The sequence below is a fragment of the Anaeromassilibacillus sp. SJQ-5 genome, assembly GCF_054108045.1.
The window spans coordinates 1,875,229-1,892,784 of record NZ_JBPJWQ010000001.1; the positions used below are offsets into that span (position 1 = coordinate 1,875,229).

Annotated in this window: 18 protein-coding genes and 2 tRNA genes; 6 read left to right on the top strand and 14 right to left on the bottom strand. The window is 59.7% G+C overall.

From position 1 onward, the window contains the following. Positions 1-88: 88 nt before the first annotated feature. From ACSAMM_RS08030 to ACSAMM_RS08060, 7 genes are all read right to left on the bottom strand, one after another. Entirely contained in the window at positions 89-823 is a 735-nt protein-coding gene (locus tag ACSAMM_RS08030) for a DUF1281 family ferredoxin-like fold protein (protein ID WP_457790932.1), read from the bottom strand. A gap of 21 nt (positions 824-844) precedes the next feature. After that, positions 845-1,267, bottom strand: coding sequence for a hypothetical protein (locus tag ACSAMM_RS08035; protein ID WP_457790934.1), 423 nt, complete (start codon positions 1,265-1,267; stop codon positions 845-847). Positions 1,268-1,541: 274 nt separating this feature from the next. Continuing rightward, a tRNA-Ser gene (locus ACSAMM_RS08040) sits at positions 1,542-1,632 on the bottom strand. Between the two features lie 51 nt (positions 1,633-1,683). Next, a complete protein-coding gene (locus ACSAMM_RS08045) occupies positions 1,684-2,568 on the bottom strand; it encodes a diaminopimelate dehydrogenase (protein ID WP_457790935.1) in 885 nt (294 codons plus the stop codon). A 55-nt stretch (positions 2,569-2,623) separates the two neighbouring features. After that, a tRNA-Ser gene (locus ACSAMM_RS08050) sits at positions 2,624-2,710 on the bottom strand. A gap of 71 nt (positions 2,711-2,781) precedes the next feature. Continuing rightward, complete coding sequence (locus ACSAMM_RS08055) at positions 2,782-3,402, bottom strand: hypothetical protein (RefSeq protein WP_457790937.1); 621 nt, start codon at positions 3,400-3,402, stop codon at positions 2,782-2,784. A gap of 52 nt (positions 3,403-3,454) precedes the next feature. Next, positions 3,455-4,567 (bottom strand): DUF3810 domain-containing protein, encoded by a 1,113-nt coding sequence (locus tag ACSAMM_RS08060; protein ID WP_457790939.1) that lies wholly within the window; start codon positions 4,565-4,567, stop codon positions 3,455-3,457. A gap of 192 nt (positions 4,568-4,759) precedes the next feature. Here ACSAMM_RS08060 and ACSAMM_RS08065 point away from each other — a divergent pair, with 192 nt between their 5' ends. Together ACSAMM_RS08065 and ACSAMM_RS08070 are read left to right on the top strand one after the other, a co-directional pair. Then, positions 4,760-5,815 carry an anion permease gene (locus ACSAMM_RS08065; RefSeq protein WP_457790940.1) on the top strand — a complete coding sequence of 352 codons (1,056 nt, stop codon included), beginning with the start codon at positions 4,760-4,762 and terminating at the stop codon, positions 5,813-5,815. A 44-nt stretch (positions 5,816-5,859) separates the two neighbouring features. After that, positions 5,860-6,498 (top strand): DUF47 domain-containing protein, encoded by a 639-nt coding sequence (locus ACSAMM_RS08070; protein ID WP_457790942.1) that lies wholly within the window; start codon positions 5,860-5,862, stop codon positions 6,496-6,498. 86 nt (positions 6,499-6,584) lie between these two features. Here ACSAMM_RS08070 and ACSAMM_RS08075 read toward each other — a convergent pair whose 3' ends face one another. Further along, on the bottom strand, positions 6,585-7,172 hold the full coding sequence (locus ACSAMM_RS08075; RefSeq protein WP_457790944.1) for an NADH peroxidase: 588 nt from the start codon (positions 7,170-7,172) through the stop codon (positions 6,585-6,587). A gap of 48 nt (positions 7,173-7,220) precedes the next feature. Beyond that, positions 7,221-7,661, bottom strand: coding sequence for a Fur family transcriptional regulator (locus tag ACSAMM_RS08080; protein WP_457790946.1), 441 nt, complete (start codon positions 7,659-7,661; stop codon positions 7,221-7,223). Positions 7,662-7,848: 187 nt separating this feature from the next. Here ACSAMM_RS08080 and msrB point away from each other — a divergent pair, with 187 nt between their 5' ends. Further along, complete coding sequence (gene msrB, locus ACSAMM_RS08085; RefSeq protein WP_457790948.1) at positions 7,849-8,790, top strand: peptide-methionine (R)-S-oxide reductase MsrB; 942 nt, start codon at positions 7,849-7,851, stop codon at positions 8,788-8,790. Between the two features lie 50 nt (positions 8,791-8,840). On the opposite strand, the gene ACSAMM_RS08090 is transcribed toward msrB, so the two are convergent. From ACSAMM_RS08090 to yfbR, 3 genes are all read right to left on the bottom strand, one after another. Continuing rightward, the gene (locus ACSAMM_RS08090; RefSeq protein WP_178722135.1) at positions 8,841-9,530 is read right to left on the bottom strand and encodes a transglycosylase SLT domain-containing protein; all 690 of its coding nucleotides are present in this window, start codon (positions 9,528-9,530) and stop codon (positions 8,841-8,843) included. A 78-nt stretch (positions 9,531-9,608) separates the two neighbouring features. Further along, positions 9,609-10,877 (bottom strand): serpin family protein, encoded by a 1,269-nt coding sequence (locus ACSAMM_RS08095; protein ID WP_178722137.1) that lies wholly within the window; start codon positions 10,875-10,877, stop codon positions 9,609-9,611. 162 nt (positions 10,878-11,039) lie between these two features. Next, entirely contained in the window at positions 11,040-11,633 is a 594-nt protein-coding gene (yfbR, locus tag ACSAMM_RS08100; protein WP_178722139.1) for a 5'-deoxynucleotidase, read from the bottom strand. Between the two features lie 172 nt (positions 11,634-11,805). Between yfbR and ACSAMM_RS08105 the strand changes: the two genes are divergently transcribed. Genes ACSAMM_RS08105 through trhA form a run of 3 tightly spaced genes read left to right on the top strand, consistent with a single transcriptional unit; the run spans position 11,806 to position 16,465 of the window. Beyond that, complete coding sequence (locus tag ACSAMM_RS08105; RefSeq protein WP_457790951.1) at positions 11,806-13,146, top strand: hypothetical protein; 1,341 nt, start codon at positions 11,806-11,808, stop codon at positions 13,144-13,146. Continuing rightward, a complete protein-coding gene (locus ACSAMM_RS08110) occupies positions 13,143-15,785 on the top strand; it encodes a YfhO family protein (RefSeq protein WP_178722143.1) in 2,643 nt (880 codons plus the stop codon). The genes ACSAMM_RS08105 and ACSAMM_RS08110 overlap by 4 nt, the downstream gene beginning before the upstream one ends. Positions 15,786-15,808: 23 nt before the next feature. Beyond that, a complete protein-coding gene (gene trhA, locus ACSAMM_RS08115; RefSeq protein ID WP_178722146.1) occupies positions 15,809-16,465 on the top strand; it encodes a PAQR family membrane homeostasis protein TrhA in 657 nt (218 codons plus the stop codon). Between the two features lie 47 nt (positions 16,466-16,512). On the opposite strand, the gene ACSAMM_RS08120 is transcribed toward trhA, so the two are convergent. Next, complete coding sequence (locus ACSAMM_RS08120; RefSeq protein ID WP_178722148.1) at positions 16,513-17,004, bottom strand: CD225/dispanin family protein; 492 nt, start codon at positions 17,002-17,004, stop codon at positions 16,513-16,515. Between the two features lie 38 nt (positions 17,005-17,042). Beyond that, on the bottom strand, positions 17,043-17,522 hold the full coding sequence (locus ACSAMM_RS08125; RefSeq protein WP_457790954.1) for a DUF2752 domain-containing protein: 480 nt from the start codon (positions 17,520-17,522) through the stop codon (positions 17,043-17,045). Between the last annotated feature and the right edge of the window lie 34 nt (positions 17,523-17,556).

Genomic DNA, 17,556 nt, shown 5'->3' on the forward strand with positions numbered 1-17,556 from the left:
TCGCTCTCCGCCGAGATCAGCCGTCCCAAACGAAAAACCGATATCTCCCGTTTGGTACGGTTGATATCGGTCTTGTTGTTTGTTCTCTCTAGCCTATGGTGATGTCCTGTTCCTCCTCTTCCCGGTATTCATAGCCATCCCCATTCTCCGTCAGGAAGAGCCCGTACTCCGACAGATCGCTTCTCTGGATATCCGCTGCCAGTTCATACGCCTCTTTACTTTCGTTCAGGGGGATATACTCCTCCATTTGCCCGCCCGGCTTGTATTCACGCTCGCCGCAGTTTCGCTCGATGTCCTCGTCCGCCCATCGATGCGTGAACCCAATCTCCGGATATCGCTCCGCCAGTTTTTCCAGGACGGGATGCGGCGGCGCCCATGCCGTGTAAAAACGGACAGTACCAGCCTCCGGCTCTCCGAGGTACTCAAACCCATACGCGTTCCACTTGGTAGCCCAGTGCTCGTTCGACCAGCTGTACCATGTGGCATGGCCGTATTCCTGCAGATTGTGGTACGCTTGCTCGCCCAGACGGAATGCCTCGTCTTCGCGCAGCTTATGATATTGTTCCGACAACTGACGGTTCCCGGAAGTCGAACCGCCGGCCTCGACCTCCGCAAGGAACTGCTTGACAAAGCTTGTATAGAGCTTGAGGCCCTGCTCCGTCCGGCTTCCGCACTCGATATTCAGGCTGGGCGGCATGAGGATCACCTTATCGAAGTCGATACTGCCGGGGCCGATATCCTCCATCTGGATGGCCTCCAGAATTTCGCGGATTCTCTGTTCATCCCCGTGAAAAATGACCACATTGGTCACGTTGTTTGGCATGGTCATTGCCTTCCTTTCCCGTTACTGGTTCATCCGGGCCAGTTCCATGGCACGACAAATGAGGCGGAACATCCTGCCGGACGCCAGCTTCCTGTCCACCAGTTCCGCTGCGCCGATATATCGGGTGCCCTCGTAGATATCCTGGGCGGCACGGTACAGAACGTACGCCTCGGTGCTGATATCTTTCGGACGGATGGCGGCAAAATCGATACCCGTTTTGCTCACCGCCGGCCGGGCTGCCGCCCACAGCCGGCTGTCCGCCGTCAGCAGATACAAGGCGGCCCGCAGCTTCGGAGAGCCTCCTCCCAGCTTCTTCTCCTCCCTCTCGAAGCACTCCCGATGGCCTCTTCCGCGGTAGAACTGAGCTTCCGCTTTTCTCCTTCTCGGCGGCAGCTGCATCATCCGCTCGTACGCTTGATCCCGTTCGCTTTCCATGAACTGCATGTGGCTTTCTCCTTTCCCTTGGCATGAAAAAAGCCCGCAGCTTTCGTTCAAAAACTGCGGGCAGCTATTATTTTTGCCCTTGTATCCGTTTTCACGGTCACATGGGCTATGTATTCCATTTTCTGTAAAACGCGGGAGTTCGAGTCTCTCCACATCGGGAAAAGGGGCCAAATGCATCCATGGAACGGTACGTCGAAATTTCGGCCTATAGATGCGAAAAAACCCTGATATAATCAGGGTTTTTTGCTCCTGCATCTAAAGTGTCAGGATTATATGGCGGAGAAGGAGGGACTCGAACCCTCGCGCCGGTTACCCGACCTACGCCCTTAGCAGGGGCGCCTCGTCACCAACTTGAGTACTTCTCCATATGGTCACCGGTTGCGGTGAGCAACCGGATATCCTATTCGGTTAACGGCTCATACCAGCCGGCGGATGAGCTCCTCCGTGCTGCCTTCCAGCAAATCAATCGGCGGAATCTCAATCATGGTATAGCACCCGGGCGCCTGCTTTTTCACCGCGCGGGCGGCAGCCACCAGAATCTGTCCAGTCAGGGCGGGGTTATTAATCTCCATCGTGAAGCCCATGCGCTGGCTGTGCGTGCTGCCAGAAACGCCCTTGCGCACCAGGTCGACGCCGTGACCCATGTCTTTAAGCGCGTCGACATCCGGCACCTGGATGACATGGGTTTCATCGTGCTTGAAATAGTCATCATTCTTGATAGCCGCGGCCACATCCGCGAAAGCATAGCCCTCCGCTAGTTCCACATACACCATGCGGCGATGGATACCGGTTCCCAGCGGAATGGTCATGGATAACGCGTTTTTCACGCCGGGAATCGCCTTGACCGCCACCGTATGCCCCATACTCATGCCAGGGCCGAAGTTGGTATAGGTAATCCCCTTGGGCGCCATAGCCTCCAGCAGGGCCCGCACCATCGAGTCGGTGCCAGGATCCCATCCGGCGGACATAACGGCCGCCGCACCGTGGGCTTTCGCCACCGCGTCCAGCCTCTGTCGGACTTCATAAATCGATGAATGGATGTCGTAGCTGTCCACCGTGCAGATCCCTTTTTCCAGGAGGGATGCCGCCAAATCTGGAACCGCGCGGCTGGGGGAGCAAAGGATGGCCACATCCGGCTTCGGCAGCGCCTCAATATCCCGTACCACCGGAATATCGCCGAGAGCGCCGACAGCGAGACTACGGCTGACCACGCCGGCCGCTTCAAAATCAGCGCTTGCAAGCAAGGCTTCCAGAACAGCGTGCCCAATATTTCCGAATCCCACGATGACCGCACGCAGCATAAATTCGCTCCATCCTTCTATTCACGTAGCCTGTCTCTTGGCATCAGAAACATGTTGGCGGAGAGGAAGGGATTCGAACCCTTGGCTCTTTCGAGTCACTGGTTTTCAAGACCAGCTCCATAAACCGCTCGGACACCTCTCCGTGTCAAGTGACGGACAATATGATAGCATCTTTCCTCGGGGTTGTCAATACTTGCCGCTTCGTTTTTTCACTTATCCGCTCTTTTTCGGTGTGCCGTTATCAGGCGTCCGCGCCGCCTGTTCCCCAGCGTCCCGGCGCCTGAGCAGCCCCACCTGCAGGGCCAGCCCGGCCGCCGCCATCAGCAGGACGCTGAAGAAGAGAAAAACCGCCGTCTCCCCCGCCGCCAAAGGCGTCGCCGGATCGTATACAAACCAATAGCGCTTCGTAAAGACGCCGAACAGGGACATCACCAGCAGCAGCGAACCGCTGAGCGCCAGACCGGTCAGCGCCGCCGGGCGAGGCCGCAGCCAGGACACACCGGCGCCGACGCCCGCCGCCAACAGCGCCCACGGCCACGCCGTGCTGTCAAAGCTGCGCAGTATCAGCAGCCCGCAGGCAAACCCCGTGACCGCCAGACTGACGGCGGAGCCTATCCGCTCGAAGCGGAAAAAGACAACGGCCAGCCCGAGTCCCAGCAGCGCGCCGCACACAACCATGAACACCGGGCTTTGCAGCTGCATTCCCAGCAGGGAACCGACCGAAACGCCCAGCAGCATCCCATTACAGGCGCACCATAGCCGATGCGCCGCATAGCCGCACAGGCAAAACACCAACCCCAGCAAAATCCCCACAATGGCTATGGCAGTATCCATACCTTTCCTCCTAATACAGATTTTAGGAGTAGTATGTCCGCCTGCCGTATGTTTATGTAAGAGGCACGAGTCCCTCGCTGCGATAATAGCCCACTATTAGCTGCACCACCCGGTCATAGCTGAACACGCCTTCCTCCTCCCCCTGGGAGGTGAGGAAGCTGTTGTTGATCGAGCTGGAAATCTCCTGCGTCTTGCCCTCAAACTGCTTCCAGTAGGCGTTGCGCTGTCCCAAATCCCGCAGCATCCCCTTGGAACAGTGCTGCCGCACGGCCCCCCACATGTCGGTATCGTAATCGTACAGCGCGTTGGAGCAATAGATGTACGCCAGCATATAGCCGGAATAGCGGAAATCCGCCGAATCGCTGTGGGTGGCCGTCAGATAAGCGAAGAAATTGCAGTCGTCCTCCTTGGCAAAGCCGCGGGTGTGGGCCAGCTCATGGGCCGCCGTGGCCGGAATATCGCTGTCCGGCACGTCAATATTGACGTTCGCCTCCGCAAAAAACGGAAAATACATGCCGGTTATCCCCGTATACGACCACCAATGCGACAGCAGCACCGGCTTTGTCCGCCAGACGCCGCCCCACAGATAGGGATACGTATCATCCAGCTTGCGGTAGCCGTTGTCGGCCAGCCGCAGAATTTCCGCCTTGGACACCGACAGCTTGGTATACCCGTCCTCATTCTCCTCCAGCAGCTCCCGCTCCGCCGATGCCTTCTGCGCCAGATCGATGCACACGCGCTGGAGATATGCGGGAGACTGGATGCTGGTGTCCAGCCCCATCAGCTCCGAAACGGGCAGCCGGTAAAAATTCGCGCCGTGCATCACCATGTACAGCAGCAGCACAGAGGACAGAACCCAGCCCAGCCCCTTTCCCGCGCGGGCCAGCACCCGCCCCTTCGCTTCCGTCCGGCGCAGCCGCCTTGCCAGCAGGATTCCCAGCGTGACGGCCAGCGGCAGCGCCAGCACCACCAAGCACTCGGTCAGGGAAAAGGGCAGAACGGCCACAAGCCCTCCCAGCGGCACCGAAACCGCGCGGAATATTCCCCGGGAAAAGACCTTCTCCGTCAGCTGCGGGACATAGGGCAGCCACACATACAGCAGCGCGGCTATGATGGCGGGAAGCAGGAACAGTCCGTGACGCAGCCCGCGCCCAATCCGTTTCATGCAGGCAGCCCTCCTTTTCGTTTAAAAAATTCGTTTCTTTCATTATATAGGCGAAACGGTCGTCTGCCAAGCCCCTGTTTTTTCTTTTAAATGCGAAGAAATGCGGAAAAAACTCTTTTCATTCGCGGCGGAAGCGTGTATACTGAAAGACGGTTTGTGAAATCGTATGCGGACGGTAAAGGAGCAAAGGACATGACGTTGTCACTGCAGGACTTTTTATCCAGCCTGGTCTCGAACCCCATGTTGATTCTGACGGTGCTTCTCACCTTGGGCGTCATTTTTGTCAACGGCTGGACGGATGCCCCCAATGCCATTGCCACCTGCGTTTCCACCCGTTCCATGGGCCCCCGCGCCGCCATTTTAATGGCGGCGGGCTGCAACTTCCTCGGGGTGCTGGTCATGACGCTGATCAACGCCTCCGTCGCGCAGACCATCTACAACATGGTGGACTTCCGTGGCAATTCCCACGAGGCCTCCGTCGCCCTGTGCGCCGCACTGTTCGCCATTGTGCTGTGGGCCGTGGCCGCTTGGTATTTCGGCATTCCCACCAGCGAAAGCCACGCCCTGATCGCCGGCCTGTCCGGCGCGGCCATCGCGCTGCACGGCGGTCTCGGCGGCATCAACGGCGCTGAATGGGTCAAGGTGCTGTACGGTCTCGCCCTGTCGACCTTCCTTGGTTTTGCCTTCGGCTGGGCGGCCGCTAAGCTGACCGCTCTTCTCTGCCGCGGCATGGACCGCCGGAAAACCACCCGCTTTTTCCGGGGGGCGCAGATTGGCGGCGCCGCCGCCATGGCGTTTATGCACGGTGCCCAGGACGGTCAAAAATTCATGGGTGTGTTTATGCTGGGAGTCTTTCTGGCCAGCGGGAACGGCGATGCCGCACAATTCACGCTGCCCCTCTGGCTGATGATATTGTGCTCCCTGGTGATGGCCGTCGGTACCTCCGTGGGCGGCTACCGCATCATCAAGGCGGTGGGCATGGACATGGTCAAGCTGGAAAAATACCAGGGCTTCGCCGCCGATTTGGCCGCTTCCGCCTGCCTGCTCGTCTCCTTCTTTACCGGCGGCATTCCCGTGAGCACCACCCACACAAAAACCACAGCGATCATGGGCGTGGGCGCCGCCAAGCGGCTTTCCGCCGTCAAATGGAGCGTCGTCAAGGAGATGGTGCTCACCTGGGTGCTCACCTTCCCGGGCTGCGGGCTTATCGGCTTCCTCATGGCGTGGCTGTTCATGCGGCTGTTTTAATAGAAAGCGCAAGCGTTTAACCAATCAGAAAGGCGGATTTCAAAATGGGTAAGAAAGAAAAAAAGGCCAAGAAAGAATGCGACTATTTTGAAATGATGGTACGAGGCGTCAAGTTTTCCTGCAAAGCGGCGGAGCTGCTGAAAACCAATCTGGAAAACTTCGATCCCAACACCTTGCAGGCCCGCATGGAGGAGATGCACGTCATCGAGCATAACGCCGACATCTCCAAGCACGACACCATGTCTGAGCTGATGCGGGCGTTCATCACCCCCATTGAGCGGGAGGACATCATCCTGCTGATCCAGGAAATCGACGACGTTACCGACGCCATCGAGGACGTGCTCATCCGCACCTACATGTTCAACGTGGCGGCCATCCGGGAGGAAGCGCTGGAATTCGCCGACGTCATCGTCCGCTGCTGCGAGGTGCTCAAGGACACGCTCAAGGAATTCCGCCACTTCCGCAAATCCGATTCTATTTACGAAAACATCGTGGAAATCAACCGGCTTGAGGAGGAAGGCGACGCACTGTATACCCGCGCGGTGCGCAAGCTGTATTTGTCCTCGACCGATCCCATCGAGCTGAGCGTTTGGCGGGAAATTTTCGACCGCATGGAAAAATGCTGCGACGCCTGTGAGCACGTGGCCAACGACGTGGAAAGCGTCATGTTGAAAAACTCCTGAAAACTGCCCTGTTCTTTCCGAACGCGCAAGCGCCCCCGCTGCAGACACTCCTGCGGCGGGGGCGCTTTCTGGTTTTGTGAGAAAAATTAACCGAAATACCGGTTCAGCAGACCCTCGAAGGCTTTGCCGTGGCGGGCCTCGTCCTTGGCCATCTCGTGGACGGTGTCGTGGATAGCGTCATAGTTGAGAGCTTTCGCCTTCTTGGCCAGCTGCATTTTGCCTTCGGTGGCGCCGCATTCGGCCTCCACGCGCATCGCCAGATTCTTCTTCGTGCTGTCGGTCACCACTTCGCCGAGCAGCTCCGCGAACTTGGCGGCGTGCTCCGCTTCTTCATAAGCGGCCTTTTCCCAGTACAGGCCGATTTCGGGATAGCCCTCGCGGTGAGCGACGCGGGCCATGGCCAGGTACATGCCCACCTCGGAGCATTCGCCGGTGAAGTTGGCGCGCAGCATTTCGACGACCTCGGCATCCAGGCCCTGAGCCACGCCCACCCGGTGCTCGTCGGCCCAGACCCGCTCGCCGGCGGCAGCGGCCGGCGCAGCGGCAGCGGCGGGAGCCTCAGCGGCACCCATCTCTTTAAACTGGTCGGGGCCAGCGCCGCAAACCGGGCAGGCGGCGGGGGCGGCGTCCCCGGTGTGCACGTATCCGCAGATCAGACAAACAAACTTTTTCATAACTGTTACCTCCAAAATTTCATTCTTATATGTTCCGGCCGACGCCGGTCAGTGGGACAAAGAAGCCGGTTGGCAGGCAGGACACAGGCCGCTGAAATACACATCCTGTACCTGCACCTGGAACCCCGGCGGGCAGATGCTCTGCACGGCCTGGTCATCCAGGTCGAAATCGTAGATAGAACCGCAGCCGCAGCATTTAAAATGTGCGTGGTCGGCGGCATTTCCGTCAAACCGTTGTTCCTCCGGATCGATGGTAACCGTCCGGATAAGCCCTGCATCCACAAGCGCGTGCAGGCTGTTGTAAATGGTGGTGCGGGAAAAGGTGGGAAACCGCTCGAGAACCGCCCGGTAAATAGTATCCACCGTCGGATGGGTGGGATGACGCAGCAGGTAATCATATATGGCAATCCGTTGCTGCGTGGGCCGCAGTCCTTTTTCGGTAAGAGCCGCGGCGATTTCCTGAACCGATTTGGTAATGGGGCCTGTCATATCCACCTCTCTTTTCTGTAATGATTTCTTTTTTGTATTGATTACAATAATCACTATACACGCACCACTCGGTTTTGTCAAGACCTTTTTTTAAAAAAAGGGAATTTTTTCTTCCTTGGTAAATTCTTCTGCGCGGGGCATGGTAATATGGGAACCACACACAGCATATGGGCGGGAGGCTTTTCGTATGAAAGAAATCTATCTGGCGGGCGGCTGTTTTTGGGGATTGGAAAAATACCTGGGCGGCATCGGGGGCGTCACCGACACCCTGGTCGGCTACGCCAACGGCAGCACGGAGAGCCCACGCTATGAGGAGGTCTGCACCGGAACGACGGGGCACGCCGAAACCGTGCGGGTACAGTACGACGAGGTGGCTCTCCCCCTCCCCGCGCTGCTGGATCTCTTTTTTCAGGCGATCGATCCCACGGCGGTCAACCGGCAGGGACCCGACCGGGGCACCCAATACCGCACGGGCATCTACTTTACCGCGCCGGAGGACGCGCCGCTTATCGAGCAGGCGCTGGACAAGCAGCAGAAGCGGCATCGCCGGCCGCTGGTGGTGGAGGCCCAGCCCCTCCAGAATTTCTGGCCGGCGGAAGCATACCACCAGAGGTATCTGGACAAGAATCCGGGCGGTTACTGCCATATCGGCAAGGCGGCCTTTGAGCGGGCGGCCCGCCGGGGCGGCTACCGGCGCAAATCCGCGGAGGAGCTCAAGGCGCAGCTGACCCCGCTACAGTTCCAGGTGACCCAAAGCGGCGCGACAGAGCCGGCCTTCCGCAACGCCTACCATGCGGAGCACCGCCGTGGCATTTACGTGGACGTCACCACCGGCGAGCCGTTGTTTACCTCGGCGGAGAAATTCGACGCGGGCTGTGGTTGGCCCAGCTTCTCCCGGCCCATCGGCAGCAGCCTGCTGGAGGAGCGGCCGGATAGAAGCTTCGGTTTGCAGCGCACGGAGGTGCGCAGCCGCACCGGCGGCGCCCACCTCGGCCATGTGTTCGAGGACGGCCCTGCCGAGACGGGCGGCCGGCGCTATTGCATCAATAGCGCGGCTCTCCGCTTCATCCCCCTGGAAGAGATGGAGGCGGAGGGATACGGCGCCTATCTACCACCCGAAGAGCTATAACAAGGCGGGGAACCGGTACGCCTACCGGTTCCCCGCCTTGTGTTACCCTATTATATAGAGAAGCCCTGCTTCTTCAGCTCCTGCTCATACCCCGCGGCGGCGGCTGTCACCTTGCGGGTGTAGCTGGTGGTCGTGACGCCCGCGTCCCGCTTTTTCCTCATGTTCACAATCCCCATGTTGTATTCCATCAGCCCATAATGCACGCCGTTTTTGCCGATGCTTTCGGCCAGCATGTTCACCCCGATGGTGATATTGTCCCGGGGGGTGTAGGCGTCGGTCACCCCATACCGCTTATAATGGCTGGCGAGGTACCGGCTGTTTATCTGCATGATCCCCACCATGTCGGCCCCCTCCCCTTTCCGCAGGGCGCCGGTGCGAAAATCGCTTTCCACCTTCATCACGCCAAGCACCAGGGGATACGAAATTTCCAGGCGTTCGCACAGCTCATAGGTGAACCGCTGCAAATCCCGGGACAGAGGAATGGACGAGAGATACCAGGCGTCCGCCGACGGTACAGCCGGCGGGGCGGTGGCAGACGGCGCAGACGGCCGCGTCGTTGCGGGCACCGTGGCGGCGGTGGTGGTGGAAGCGCCCGTCGATAGGGGCGCCGATTCCGTATGGGCCGGCGGCGTTTCCGGCGCGTCGACCTGGACGGCCGGCTGCGCCTGCACGCGTGCGCTGGCAAAAACCGTGAAAATATACAGCGCCGCGGCGGCGCAGACAGCGGCAATTTGTTTCAAGAAAAAAACCTCCTGCCAAAGTATCCGGCCCCGGTTTGTCCGGGGGCCTGTGGACAGCTTTGGCAGGAATTTCCTAATTTATACAGAATCTTTTACCGGACGGGTCAGCTGCCCCGCAAACAAGGGCAGGTTGGAGGCATTGTCCACGATGGCATAGAGAAAGGGGCGGTCGAGAATCACCTGATAGTCCCCGCCGGGGCCGGCATTTTTGCAGATAGCGGCGAAGGAAAAGGCCGCAGCCTTGGTGCCGTGAGCGTTCAGCTCGATACAGGTTTTCTGCCGGATATCGCTGAGGAACAGGCCGGGCCCGCCCATGGGGGCGAAATCGTCCTCGGCGGGGAAGAAGGCGGCCCTCACCCCCAGGCGGTTCAGCGGCGGACGGAAATCCGCCTCGTCCGCATAGGAGAAGCTGGGGATCCCGGCCTGCACGCTCCCTGCCGCGCCGTCGAGCAGGGCGAGCCACGTCTCTCCGGTCAGGGCCCGCGCCGCGTCCTCCAGGCGGATCCCCTCCCGGGGCAGCAGCCCGACGAAGCTGAAACGGCCGCCCTGATAGGGCCGTTTGAAACCGGTGACCCATTCATTTTCCAGATAGGCCGTCTCGACCGAAAACAGAAACTCCGTGGAAAACGCCCCGTCGGCGGCCTGAAAGACGTGGGAACGCACATTCTTCTTCTCGTAGGGCTCCTCCCATTTCATATCGAACAGCACCGTGCTGAGGAGACATAGCTCGATGGCAGGATCCAAGCTGTCCAGCGCCCGGGGAATCCGGCCTTCGGTCTGGTAATCCACCCAGGCGTTGATGTCCTTCAGGGCCTGGGGCGCCTGCAAATCGGCCCGATAGGCCGCCGCCCGATAGCGGTCGGCGTTTGCCTGCAGGAAGGCCGGCCGGATTTCCAGCCCCTCGTCGATCCATAAGGAGTTGGCCAGCGTGACCCTGCCCGCCTTCTTCACCGTCCAATTATCCAGCAGCCAGGCGCACATGGCCCCCCGTTCCTCCGGCGCGCCCAGCAGGGCGTCCAGCTCCTCCCGGGTCTGCCCCTGGGTGCCCTCGGCCAGCATGGACAGCGTCAGGTACAGGGACACGGGAGACAGCAGCCGGTTTTCCGTCCCCCCGGCCTGTTCGCGCAGCAGCCGCATGCTGAAGTCGGCGGCGGCGGCGCGGAACCCCTCGCTGAAAGGCTGGGCGGCGGACGCGGCGGGCGTCACGTCCCGCAGCAGGTTCTCCGCCTGGACGGACAGGCGTGGGCGTGCCAGCAGCACCCCCGCGGTCACGCCGCAGGCGGCTACCGCCGCCGCGACGGCCATCCACCATCGGCGGCGTTTGGATGGACGAATGGGTTCGTTCATATCGGCACCCCCTATATATTGGCCGACACCAAAATATTTGGCGGATATGCAACATTTTCCGCCAAGCGGAACACTGTACATACATACGCCCTGCCGTTTGGCGGCCCCTCTCCTTTATATAGTGGGGCTTTCCCCTTAAAATGTTGCAGACGGCGCGCCGATTTACGCGTCCTGTTCGTCCAGCGTCAGGGAAAAGGCGGGGAGGAATTCCTCCAGGAAGCAGTCGGCGGCGGGCAGGCCCATGGCCCGGATCGACGCCTCGGTGGCGGCGCGGGCGGAGGCAAATTCGCTGTTCCCCTGGCCCAGCTCCTCCACACATTTGATCAGGGCCGCCAGCTTGTCCGCCGCCTTGACGATCCGTTTTTCCTGCGCCCATTCGTCCCCCGGGCGGAGCAGGGGGGCGTAGTCCTCCCGCAGATCCGCGGGCAGCAGGCTGAGGAGCTTATCCGCCGCCACGTCCTCCACCTGCTTATAGGCGTCCCGGATGGCGGGGTTATAATACTTCACAGGCGTGGGCAGATCGCCGGTAAAAATCTCGGGCGTGTCGTGATACAGAGCGATAAGGACGCAGCGGGAGGCATCCACCCGGCCGCCGAAACGGCGGTTGGTCAGCAGGGCCAGGGCATGGGCCAGCACGGCCACGTCCTGGGAATGTTCGCAGATATTTTCCGGGCGGGTATTGCGCATCAGGGCCCAGCGGGTGATGTATTTCATCCGGGAGAGCACGGCGTAAAACTTCGGTGTGCGTGGCGTCATGGCGGGACATTCCTTTCCGGCCGCTGGTATTCTTATAGCGGCTTCTGCGTTCAGTATACCAAAGCGGCAAGAAAAACTCAACAAAACTGACAGGAAAGCCCTTTATTTTCCCTCGAAACTTTGGTATACTGGAAAAAGCTTTATACATAAAGGAGGCGGACGGGTGGAGGCCTTGAACATATCCCGGCGGCAGGCGGTGCAGTGGGTGGTCTGTCTGCTGGCTTTCGCGTTCCTGACGCGGCTGTGCATCGGAATGCTGTACTACAACACGTTCGACGTCAACTGGTACAAGACCTGGGCGCTGGAACTGCAAAACGGCTTTTTCGACTGCTATTCCCGCATGACGGACGGGAAATACGCCCTGGATTATCCGCCGGTTTATCTGGTGTTCCTCTTTATCGTCGGCAAGCTGTACGGCGCGCTGCCCCTGGCGGATTATAAGATGTTCGACATGCTGGCGATGAAGTTCTTCCCTATCCTGTTCGATGTGCTGGCGGCGGGAATGCTGTATCTTCTGTGCCGGAAAAAGAGCGAGGGGATGGGGGTGCTGGCCGCCGCCCTGTGGGCGCTCAACCCGTCGTCCATCTTCAATTCCGCCTGCTGGGGCCAGACGGACGGGATGATGCTCTGCCTGTTGCTGCTGGCCTTCTACCTGGTGGACGCGGACAGGCCCATCCTCGGCTCTGTCCTGTTCGCGGTGACGGCCCTGACCAAGATGCAGGCGCTGTATTTCACGCCGGTGCTGTTTGTGGTGCTGCTGTACCGCCACAAGCTGGAAAAGGCGCTGCTGGGGGTTCTGGCGGCGCTGGCCACGGGGGTGGCCGCCTTCGTTCCCTTTATCATCGGCAGCGCCGGCGCCCGGGGCTGGGAAGCGCTGCTGACCCCCTTCGAGGTGTATTTCGGGGGGCTTGGCAAATATCCCTATGTGGCCCTGAATACCTATAATCTGTACGGCATCGGCAACATGAACTGGGTGCACGATTCCAAATCGATTTTCTTCGGGCACCCGGACGCCGCGCTGGGCTTCGACGTGGGGGGCTTCACCTACAACCATCTGAGCACCCTGCTGATGCTGGCGGTTCTCGCGCTGACGGTGTTCCTGCTGTGGCGGGGGGTGCGGGAAAACGGCCTGTGGCTGGGCTGCTTTGTGCTGATGCAGGGGATTTTCATGCTGACCACCCGGATGCACGAGCGGTACCAGATGGCGGTGCTGCCCTTCGCGCTGGTACTGTACGCCTATACCGGCCGGGGACGGTGGCTGGGCATCTTCGGGGCCCTGTCGGGCATCACCTTCGTCAACCAGTTCATGCTGCTTATCCGCAACAACACGATAAACGATCCAGCCGCCCCCTGGAACGACTGGTTCAACCCGGTGCAGGCGGTGTTTTCGGTGCTCAACCTGGCGGTGTTCGCCTTCAGCCTGTATGAAGCCTGGCGGCTGGCTTTCCCTGACGGCTTGCGCAAAGCCCCTCAGTCTCAGGCCGCCCCCATCACAGAGGAGGTATCCCCATGACCCTGACCCATTCTTTACGGCGGCCCAAGAGCCGCGCGTGGCACGCGTTTTTTATCGCGTTGGCCATGGCGTTTCTGCTGTTTCTCCCCTTCCTGATCATCGACAAGGGCCTGTTCATCTATTACGGAGATTTCAATGTGCAGCAAATCCCGTTTTACCGGATGGCCCACGACGCGGTGCGGTCGGGGAACATCTTCTGGAACTGGAACACCGACCTGGGGGCCAACTTCATCGGCTCGTATTCCTTTTATCTGCTGGGAAGCCCCTTCTTCTGGCTGACCCTCCCCTTCCCAAGCGCGGCGGTGCCCTATCTGATGGCCCCCCTGCTGATGCTGAAATTCGCCCTGTCCTCCCTGACGGCATACGCCTACCTGCGCCGGTTCGTCCGCCCCGATTTCGCGGTGATGGGCGGCCTGCTGTACGCCTTTTCGGGCTTCTCGATTTACAACGTCTTTTTCAACCATTTCCATGAGGCCATCGTGTATTTCCCGCTGATGCTGCTGGCGCTGGAGATGTATATGAAGGACGGCAAGCGGGGCTTTTTCGCCGTCACCGTGTTTCTCAGCGCCCTGTCCAACTATTACTTCTTCATCGGCCAGGTGTTCTTCCTGCTGATTTACTGGTTCGTGCGGATGTTCTCGGGGGACTGGGACTGCTCCCTGTCCAAATTCCTGTGGCTGCTGTTCGAGGCGGTCGTCGGCACGGCGGGGGCGGCGGTGTTCCTCCTCCCCTCCTATCTGGCGGTGATACAGAACCCGCGGACAGACAGCATGCTCGCCGGCTGGGACGCGCTGATTTACAACAAGCCTCAGCGATTCTACGACATCATCCACTCCTTCTTCTTCCCCCAGGACATCCCGGCCCGGGAGAATTTCTTCCCCGATTCGGACAACAAGTGGGCCTCCATGTCGGCCTGGCTGCCGGTATTCGGCTGCTCGGGCGCCATTGCCTACTTCCAGTCACGCAAGCACAGCGACTGGCTGCGGCGGATGCTGATTATCTGCTTCTTCTGCGCGATTATCCCCGGGCTCAATGCCATGTTCCAGCTGTTCAACTGGGTATATTACGCCCGGTGGTACTACATGATGGTGCTTATCCTGGTGCTGGCCACGGTGGCCTGCTTCGAGCAGGCGGAAAGCCAGCCGGTGGAATGGAAGCGGGCCTTCGGCTGGACCTTCGGCATCACCGCCGCCTTCGCGCTGTTCATCGGGTTCATGCCCAAGAGCTGGAACCCGGACAAGGAGACCGGCAAAATCACCTACGGGCTGATGAAGCACGTGGATCGCTTCTGGATTTATGTGGCCATCGCGGTGGTCTCCCTGGTGTTGGCGTGGCTGCTGGTCACCCTGTTCCACAACGACCGGCCGATATTCTACAAATGGGGCGTGGGGGTCATCGCCTGCGTGTCCCTGATCTACAGCTGGTATTTCCTGGGTCTGGGTAAGGCCAACTCCAACTACACCTCCCATTTCGTCATCGAGCAGGGCATCAAGGGCGGGGATAAAATCCATCTGCCGGTGGATGAACAGTTCTATCGGGTGGATATGAACAAGGGTATGGACAACCAGGCCATGTTCTGGGGCATCCCTACCATCAACGCCTTCCACAGCATCGTGCCCGGGTCGGTGATGGAGTTCTACCCCACCATCGGCATCGCCCGGGGCGTGGGCACCCGGCCAGAGCCGGAGCATTACGCGGTGCGCAGCCTGCTGTCCACCCGATATCTGTTCGACTACGCCAACGAGGATCCCGATTATCAGGAATATAAATCCAGCGGCGACTTCTTCCTGGTGGACGGGGAAACCAAGATGCCCGGCTGGAGTTACATCGATAAACAAAACGGGTTTCTGATTTACGAGAACGACAACTATATTCCCATGGGCTTCACCTACGATCAGTATATGACCCGGGAATCCTACGACGCCATGTCGGAGAGCCGCCGGGAGCTGGCGCTGCTCAAGGCCCTGGTGGTGGAAAAGGCAGACGAGCCGGCGGTCAGCCGGATGCTGCCCGTGATGGACGAGACGACGGAGAGCTTCACCGAGTACGAATACGCCGACGACTGCGCCGATCGGCGCGCCGAATCCGCCGTTTCCTTCGCGCGGGACAACCGGGGCTTCACCGCCACCATTTCGCTGGCTGAGGATAATCTCGTGTTCTTCAGCGTCCCCTACGAGGACGGCTGGTCCGCCACGGTGAACGGGGAAAAAGCAGCCATCTACAAGGTGAACGTCGGCTTCATGGCCGTGGCCTGTCAGGCTGGCCAGGACATCGTGATTCGTTTCGACTACATGACGCCCGGCCTGGTTTACGGCGTGGTAATCACAGTGGGGGCGGTGCTGCTGTTCGTGCTGTATCTGGTGCTGATGCGGGTGTTCGACAAGCGGATGCGCGCCAAGCTGGACAAGGCGTTCCCGCCGGTGGATAGTCCCGCCGCAGAAACGACCGAAGAACCCCCGGCGGCTTCACCGGACAACGACGCAGCGGATGCGCCCCCGGCGGCAGCGCCGGACAACGCCATGGAGATACCGCCCCTGGCGGCCGACAGTGAATCGCCGGATGGCTTCGATTTATACCGTCTGTATCCGGCGCAGGAGGATCCGCCGGCCGCGCCGGAAGAGGAACATACACCCGAGTAACCCGGAAAGGACAAAACTGCCGCATGCCTAAAAAACTGAATCTCAAGCCCGGTTTTTTCTATACGCTGGGGGAGGAAATCGCCAACGCCATCACCCATGGCGTCGGCTCTGCTCTGGCGGTGGCCGGAACGGTCATCCTCATCGTCAACGCCGTGGGCGACCCCTGGAAGGTGGTCAGCGCCTCGATTTATGGGTTCAGCATGATTTTGCTGTTCACCATGTCCTGCCTGTACCACGCCATCACCAACCAAAGGGCTAAGCGGATTATTCGGGTGTTCGACCACACCTCCATTTTCGTGCTCATCGCCGGTACCTATACCCCCTTCACCCTGGTCACTCTGCGCGGCTGGGTCGGCTGGACGATTTTCGGCATTGTCTGGGGCGCGGCGGTGTTTGGCATCGTGCTCAATATCATCAGCATCGAACGGTTCAAAAAGGTGTCGATGGTCTGCTATATCGCCAGCGGCTGGTGCGTGGTCATCGCTTTCGTCCCGCTGCTGCAGAAGCTCGCCCTGCCCGGTATGCTTCTGTTAATACTTGGGGGCCTGGTATACACCGGCGGTATCCTGTTTTACCGACGGAAGGGTGTGCGCGCCATGCACGCTTTATGGCACGGTTTCGTGCTGGCGGGGGCACTGCTGCACTATTTCGACATCCTGTTCTATGTGATACGGGCATAACAAAACCGGCGCGAAGCAAGGCTTCGCGCCGGTTTTTGCTGTGCGGATTAGTAAAGGCTGTCCATCGCCAAAGCGCCGGTTACGATCAGAACGATGTACAAAACGACGACGACCGCGCCGCCGATGGTGCCGATAAGGTTCAGGGTTTTGGCGGTCTTGAGCTTCTGCTGCTCTTCCTCCATGGACATGCAGTTCTTAGCGTTCAGGGTCATCACCAGGCCCGCGATGCCCAAGGGCATGCAACAGAGCACCAGGTTGATGATCGACCACACCAGCAGCCCGGTGTTGGTCTGGCCGCTGGCGCCGCCGGGGCCGTAAGGCGCGTACATGGGCGGCTGTTGATACATCGGCTGCTGATAGGGCTGGTTCACCGGGGGCTGCTGATACATGGGCGGCTGCTGATACCCTCCAGGGACCTGGTTGTTAACCGGCGGCTGCGGGGCAGCCGGCGCCTGCGGCGCGCCGATAACCGCGCCGCACTGCGGGCAGTTCGCCGAGCCGTCGGGAATGTTCGCATGACACTGCGGACAGGTAGCCATAAAGAATTCCTCCTATGTATATCAATCTATGTCCACCCTCATGGGGCCAACAGCGTAAAGGGAAACACGGGGATGTTGCGCAGAATCCAGAAGCCGAGAATCACCAGCATCACGATATTGTAGGTGCGCAGGGAGGTGCTGAATATCGGCAGCGGATCGCGGTGAAAAACCAGGACAATGTATTTCTTCAGCAAATAATACGCGGCCAAGGGCAGCGCCATGACAAAAAACACATTGTAATCGATGGCGTCCACCAGATGCAGATGCAGCAGCGCGGACAGCGCCCGCCCCGCCCCGCAGCCGGGACAGTACAGCCCGGTCAGCTTATGGAACACACAGGGGAACGGGTTGCCGAACCGGTACAGAAACCACAATCCCGCCAGCGCGGCCGCGGGCACGCCCAGGCCGAACAGCACACGGAAGGGCATGGACCAGAGGATACGGCGGTACAGCGGCGCCGGTTGGGAAACCGCCTCGCTGTTCATGATATTGTCATTATTATGCCATGATTTATTCATAATTGCAAGTTCCATTTATCCGGATCCATCACTT